This is a genomic window from Niveispirillum sp., assembly GCF_017996735.1.
Taxonomy (GTDB): domain Bacteria; phylum Pseudomonadota; class Alphaproteobacteria; order Azospirillales; family Azospirillaceae; genus Niveispirillum.
In genome coordinates, this window is the sequence record NZ_JAGOGJ010000213.1 from 1 (window position 1) to 6756 (window position 6756).

Annotated in this window: 4 protein-coding genes and 1 pseudogene; 4 read left to right on the forward strand and 1 reads right to left on the reverse strand. The window is 62.3% G+C overall.

Annotated features, from left to right (window positions below):
- Positions 1–91 precede the first annotated feature (91 nt).
- The 4 genes from KBA48_RS31570 (at position 92) to KBA48_RS31585 (ending at position 6484) form a co-directional block, all read left to right on the forward strand.
- Positions 92–1069 (forward strand): hypothetical protein, encoded by a 978-nt coding sequence (locus KBA48_RS31570; protein WP_292912647.1) that lies wholly within the window; start codon positions 92–94, stop codon positions 1067–1069.
- Between the two features lie 123 nt (positions 1070–1192).
- A complete protein-coding gene (locus KBA48_RS31575) occupies positions 1193–3550 on the forward strand; it encodes a TonB-dependent receptor (RefSeq protein ID WP_292912648.1) in 2358 nt (785 codons plus the stop codon).
- 116 nt (positions 3551–3666) lie between these two features.
- A complete protein-coding gene (locus KBA48_RS31580; protein WP_292912649.1) occupies positions 3667–5004 on the forward strand; it encodes an MFS transporter in 1338 nt (445 codons plus the stop codon).
- A gap of 34 nt (positions 5005–5038) precedes the next feature.
- Positions 5039–6484 carry a carboxylesterase family protein gene (locus KBA48_RS31585; protein ID WP_292912650.1) on the forward strand — a complete coding sequence of 482 codons (1446 nt, stop codon included), beginning with the start codon at positions 5039–5041 and terminating at the stop codon, positions 6482–6484.
- Between the two features lie 7 nt (positions 6485–6491).
- Here KBA48_RS31585 and KBA48_RS31590 read toward each other — a convergent pair.
- Positions 6492–6756 (reverse strand): annotated as a pseudogene (locus KBA48_RS31590) (hypothetical protein); the annotation flags it as partial.

Consider the following 6756-nt stretch of genomic DNA (forward strand, 5'->3'; position numbering starts at 1 on the left):
ATCAGGCCGGCTGTCCTGCCCGTGTCCATGATTACATGCCCATCCACCATGCGGCGGCCGGCGTCGCCTTCGTCACCTGGGAGAATTGATCATGCCGCTTGTCACGGGGATGGCGTCGTCCCACTCGCCGATCATTTTCCAGGAGACCTATGAAGGCTGGATGCGCTGGTTCCGGCTGATCAGTGCCGAAATCCCACAGCCAGCCGATGTGTTGTTGCAGGACGCGGCATGCGTGACGGGATGGATCGACCGTCGCCGCCGGGCCTTCGACCGGCTGGCCACCGTCATCGACCGGCATGCGCCCAAGGCCCTGATCGTGGTGGGCGGCGACCAGCACGAATGGTTCTCATCCGCCAACAATCCCAATATCATGGTTCATGCCGGCACGGAGGATATCGTCGGGTTTCATAATTACCGGGATTTCGATAGCGAACCGCTGGTCAAGTTCTGGGAACATCCCGACCGGTTCGGCGTCCGCCTGAAGGTCCATACCGAGCTTGCCGAACATTTCCTGAGCGAACTGGTCCGCCAGGATTTCGACATCTCGATCAGCCGCAGCCAGAACCCGCAGGGCCGGCCGGAACTGAAGGCGCCGCACGCGCTGACCCGGCCCACGCCCCTGCTGATGGCCAAGCGGGAAATCCCCATCATTCCCATCATCATCAAGACAACCGAACGCACATCGGCGGCCCTGTCCGGCGCGCGCTGCATCGAACTGGGCCGGGCCATCGGGCGGATCTGCGCCGATCTGGACGAACCGATCGCCATTTATGGCAGCGGCGGCATGTCCCATGATCCGGAAGGCCCCCTGTCGGGCTGGGTCGATCAGATGCTGGACGAATGGGTGCTGGACTGCATGAAGGCGCGCGATTTCGACAGGCTGGGCAGCTTGTTCTCCTTCCGCTCCGCCGCAACCGATTCCGGTACGGGCGAGTTGCGCACCTGGCTTGTCGCCGCCGGCGCCATGAACGCGGCCCAGCCGCAGGCCCCCTGCCAGGTCGTGGATTATTTCCCGGCCCATATCGCCACCGTCGGGGCCGGCTGGGTTCTGTGGGAAGCGGACCGTTGAGCATCAAAATGCTATGCTAGCATAATTTACTCTTGCATAGATTATGTGGGTCGTAGCAGTATCGCGGACAGAAAAGTGAAGTCGGCCAATGATAAGAATGCCGACCAACGTGGGAGGGAAAATATGTTGCGTACCAATCTTTTGAGCGGTGCGGCCTGCCTGATGGTCTCCGGTCTGGCTGCGGCCTGCCTTCCGGCGATGGCCTTGGCGCAGTCCGATGACCAGGGCGCCAAGGACAGTGATTTCATTCTGGAGGAGATTGTCGTTACCGCCCAGAAGCGTGTGCAAAATCTTCAGGATGTGCCCATCTCCGTTTCCGTGGTGACGGGCGACCTCATGCGCGATGCCCAAATCACGACGGTGACCGACCTCGGCAACCGGATCAGCGGCGTGAAGGTGAACCGGGCCGGCGCCTCGGACTCCCTGAATATCCGCGGCATCGGCTCCGGCTTCAACATGGGCTTCGAGCAGTCGGTCGCCACCTTTATCGACGGTGTTTATATCAGCCGGTCGCAGACGACCCGTGTCGGGTTCCTCGATCTGGAGCGGATGGAGGTGTTGAAGGGCCCGCAATCCACCTATTTCGGCAGCAATGCCATCGCCGGCGCGCTGAGCGCCGTGACGCGCAAGCCCTCGCAGACGCCCAATGGCCAGGCATCGGCCCTGTATGGGTTTTCCGACGGGGAATATGATGTGCAGGCCGCCGTGGGCCAGCCGCTGACCGACAGGCTGTCGGGGCGCATCGCGCTGCGCAAGTCGGGCATGGATGGTTACATCCGCAATGTCCGGATGGATCAAGACGGCCCGAACAATAACGATACCCAGGCCCGCCTGTCCCTGCGCTATGAAGCGGACGACCTGGATATCAACTGGCGCGTCGATTATGCCGATTTCGACAACAAGCGTGCAGAATTCCAGGAAATCCTGAACTGCCCGCCCGCACCCGGCTATGGAAGCCCCGGTGTCGGCTGCCTTTCCGTCATCTCTGCCGGCAACGCCGACAACCGTCTGGACTACCGCACCAGCACGGGGGATTCCTTCTTCAAGCTGGATTCGGTGAGCAGCGCGCTCAATATCGCCTGGACGGTCGGCAGCCACACACTGACCTCCACCACCGGCTATTACGAGCATGACATCCATCGCTTCACGGACAGCCCCTTGCTGCCCGTGGCCGGGCTGACGGGGATCACCAAGTCAAGCGGGTTGCCCATCACCCAGTTGGAGAAGTTCCATTCGTTCAGCCAGGAAATCCGGCTCGAATCCGACAAGGGCGGGTTCCTGGAATATATGCTGGGCGTTTATTACGATAAATCGAACCTTGAAGGCTCGCTGTCCTACGGCTTCTATTTCGCGCCCTTCTGGGCACGGCTGGGCGGCGCGGTAGCGCCCAATACGCCTTTGGCACAGCGGGCAGCGGGCGATCAGGACCAGTCCAACCGCTCCGTCTTTGCGGCCGGGACCCTGAATGTTGCCGACGATTTCCGTATCAACCTCGGTGCGCGCTACAGCTCGGTGGAGAAGAAGAATCACCGCGAGACGCATGTGGGTGTCGGAGACAATTTCGGGCGGTTTAGTGCCGGCAGTGAAGTATCGGCGGCCGCCTTTGCCGCCTTCACCGGCAGCGTCGGTTTCCCCGCCGGGGATTACGCCATCACCAAGCGCACCGATGACAAGTTCATGCCGTCGATCAATCTGCAATATGATCTGACGCGGGACGCGATGGTCTATGGCTCCTATACGACCGGCTTCAAGGCCGGTGGCTGGGCCATCGGCAATTCCAAGGACTTCTTCGGGCCGGAAACGGTCAAGTCCTATGAGGGTGGGGTCAAGGCGGCCTGGTTCGGCCGCCGGCTGACGACCAATGTCGCGGCCTTCAACAGCCGTTACAACGGTTTGCAGGAATCCACCAGCATCGCCAATGCCGCCGGCGTGCCCGTGTCGGTCATCGCCAATGTGGGCCGGGCACGGGTGCGCGGCATCGATCTGGAGGTCGGCGTCCATGCACCCTCCGGTCTCAGCCTGTCGGCCAATGTCGGCTATCTGGACGCAGAATATCTGGAATATCCCAACGCGCCCTGCACGCAGTTGCAATTGCTGGCCAAGCCGACAGGATGCACCCAGAATCTGGCCGGCAAGACCAAGGCGTTCGCCCCGGAATGGAGCGGTGGCGTCAATGCCAGCTACGGGTTCGACCTGACGGCCGATATCAGGGGGCAGTTGGGCGCCTGGCTGTACTTCACCTCCGGCTATTATCAGCAGGCCAGCATCGATCCGCTTTTCTACCAGCCGGGCAATGCCAAGCTGGACCTGCGGGCCACCATCGGCGCGGTGGATGACCGCTGGGAAGTGGCGGTCATCGGCAAGAACGTGACCGACAAGGTCACGGCCGGCTACCGCTCCGTGATGACGGCGTCGAATGCGGTGACGGCCGCCACGGACCGGTCGCGGTCGGTCGCGGTCCAGGTTTCAACCAAGTTCTGATACCGATGGTCCGGCGTCCCGGCGGCACTGGCCCCAGAACGTCGGATCGCGCACCCTGTACCCGGACATAACCCGAGGACATTCTTTCGATGCCCACTTCCAACACAGGTGGTGCTATGCCACAGGTCGCCAATTTCACGGCAGAGGTTCGTGACGGCCCGATCCGGGCCAGACAGGTGGCCGTACTTGTCACGCTGGGTCTGCTGGTGCTTTTCGATGGTATGGACACCCAGATGCTGGGTGTGATCGCCAATGATTTGACGCGAGATCTGGGCCTGTCCATTGCCAATTTCGGTTTGGTCTTTTCCTTCGGCCTGCTGGGGGGCATCGCCGGAGCGTTATTCATCAGCCCCCTGGCCGACCGGTTGCTGGGGCGAAAGACCATCACCGTGGCGTCTATGGCGGTAGCCAGCCTCGCCACCATCGCCACGCCCCTTGCGACCAATCTCTATGAATTGCTGGTCATGCGGTTCATCGCGGGGGTGGGGCTGGGTGCGGCCTTGCCCAGCATCTTTGCCCTGGTTGCCGAATTCTCCCCCAAGCGGTTCTCCCGGCCCATCACCTCCAGCCTGATCGCCTTCATGCCGCTGGGGTCGTTTCTGGGCGGGCTGATCGGACGGCTGGTCGTGCCCGACCATGGCTGGCCCATGCTACTCTATGTCGGCGGGGGGCTGACGCTTGTCCTGACGCTGCTGGCCGCGTGGATATTGCCGGAATCGGTCTATTTCCTGGCCCGCATCAAGAACAACCAGCAGCGGGCGCTGAAGGCGGCCCGGGCCCTGCTGCCCGATCTGCGCGCCACCGCCGTGATGGTCGAGGATGCTGACGGCGCGGCGCAAAAGAAGCAGCCTGTGGCCCGGCTTTTTGCCGGCGGGTTCTGGAAATTCACGCTGCTGATCTGGCTGGCCTACATCATGAACCAAGGCATCCTTTACTTCGTGCTGAGCTGGACGCCGGCCTTGCTGCAGAAATCCGGACTGGCCACCGCCGCCGGCATGGATGCGGCCGCCATGTTCGGTCTGGGGGGCGCGCTGGGCACCGCGCTTCAGGGCTGGCTGGCCACGAAGGTCAACATCCATAAGCTGATGTTTGCGGAAATGGCGCTGTATCTGGTGGCCATCCTGACCCTTCCCTTCATCCTTCACGATGGCGCCCTGACTTCCGTGGCCGTGTTCTTCATCGCTGTCGGCATCTGTGCCTATCAGGCGGGGTTCATCCTGATCGTGGTCGAATCCTATCCCAACGACATCAGGGCGACCGGATTTGGCTGGGCGCTCGGCATCGGGCGGATCGGTGCCACCGCCGCTCCAGTGCTGGCGGGCCTGCTGGTTGGTCTGGGCTGGGGCGCTGGGCAGATTTTCGTGGCGGCCGCCGTCCCCGGTATCATCAGTGTCACGGCCCTGCTGCTGATCACACTTCTGGTCAGACAGTCGAAGTCGGCAAGTCAGCCGTGAACCCCCGCATCCATCCCTGCTAAGGGGTTGCCATATGGAAATGTCTGTCGTCACCACCCTACACGGCCGGGTTCGGGGGCACTCTGTCCATCCGGAGGTTCGGGGGTTCTTCGGTATCCCCTATGCCGCCGCTCCCGTCGGCCACCTGCGCTGGCGTCCGCCGGAACAGCCAGCCTCCTGGCCGGGCATCCGCGAGGCCGGCACGTTCGGGCCCGATCCGATACAGCCCGCCGGCCTGCGTGTTTCCCGCGCGCCGGCACAATCGGAGGATTGTCTCTATCTGAATGTCTGGGCGCCCCGGCAATGGCGTGCGGGGGGCTGGCCCGTGATGGTCTGGTCCTGTGGCGGGGCCTTCACAACGGGTGGCGGGGCCTTCGTGGAGGAGGACCCGGCCAAGCTGGCGGCGAAGGGGGCGGTGGTCGTCTCCTTCAACATCCGTCTCAACATACTGGGATTTTTCGCCCATGCGGCACTCAGCGCGGAATCGCCCCATGGGGCCTCCGGCAATTACGGCCTGATGGATCAGGCGGCTGCACTGCGCTGGGTGCGCCAGAATATCTCGGCCTTCAATGGCGACAGCAGCCGGATCACCTTTTTCGGGGAGTCAGCCGGGGCAACCTGCGGTCTGCTGCTGCTCGCCTCTGCCCAGGTGAAGCGGCCCTATGACCGGGCCATCCTGATGTCGCCGGGATCCTTCAGCGCACTTCTGCCGCTGGAGGAGGCGGAGCAGCACGGCGCCGCCCTGGGTGCCACGGTGGAGGAGATGCGCGCCATCCCGGCCGCGCAGTTGCTGGCGAAGCTTTCCTCCCTGCCGCGCGTGCCGCCCAGCCTGTGGCTGGCCCGGCCGCTGCGTCCTATCGCGGACGGCTGGTTCCTCACCATGCAAGAGCCGCTGTCCGCCGGCAATTTCGATGCCGTGCCGGCCATCATCGGCACTAACGAGGATGAGGGCCGGTTCTTCGCGCCGCGCATGGGGATCAGGACGGTTGAAGACTATAAGAGCTTCGTCCGCTCCATCTTCGGCCCACGGACGGAGGCGGCGCTGGCGCGTTATCCGGTTTCTAGGGACGGGGATGTACCCGCGATGTTCGCCGCACTCTATGCTGATCGTGGATTCAACTATCCGATTGACCGGCTGGTCCACGCGTTCGCCCGCAGCGGCACGGACCTATACCGCTATGTCTATACCTATCGTCACGGGGACCGGGACCAGCCGCCGACGCATTCAGAAGAGATCGGGGTCCTAATGGATACGTTGCCGCATGTGAAGAAAAGCGATGCCGTGATGGCCGACATGATGGCCCGCTACTGGCTCGCCTTCGCAGGAAAGGGAAATCCGAATGGCCCGGGTCTGGCGGCGTGGCCAAGGTATGATGAGAGTAGCACTCAACATCTGCGACTGGACCTGCCGGTTGGCATCGAAAAGGGATGGCGCTCCGGTCACATCGATTTTATTTCAGAGAATAAAAGCGATCTTTAATCGTGCATCAGCAGCAAAGGCTGATGGTTTTATTCTGAATTCCTATGATTTTATTCAATATTTGTTTCCGCTTCTTTCTGATGATGTCTCCATATGGATACAGCGTGGCGTACATGGAACTCCAGTAACTCCACGGCCTCCTTCGGCTTTCGTGTGATACGAAGCTATCGCCCAGCGTCAATGCGGCCTGCTGGGCGCCCACCGACCGCTGCCGATCATAAATCTCCGAATAGCATTCATCCATGACCAGCACGAAGCCATGGGGCCGGGCC

What these genes read in the sequence shown, in the direction of transcription:
- KBA48_RS31570 (WP_292912647.1), top strand. Translation starts at nt 92, where the DNA reads ATGCCGCTTGTCACGGGGATGGCGTCGTCCCACTCGCCGATCATTTTC.
- KBA48_RS31575 (WP_292912648.1), top strand. Translation starts at nt 1,193, where the DNA reads ATGTTGCGTACCAATCTTTTGAGCGGTGCGGCCTGCCTGATGGTCTCC.
- KBA48_RS31580 (WP_292912649.1), top strand. Translation starts at nt 3,667, where the DNA reads ATGCCACAGGTCGCCAATTTCACGGCAGAGGTTCGTGACGGCCCGATC.
- KBA48_RS31585 (WP_292912650.1), top strand. Translation starts at nt 5,039, where the DNA reads ATGGAAATGTCTGTCGTCACCACCCTACACGGCCGGGTTCGGGGGCAC.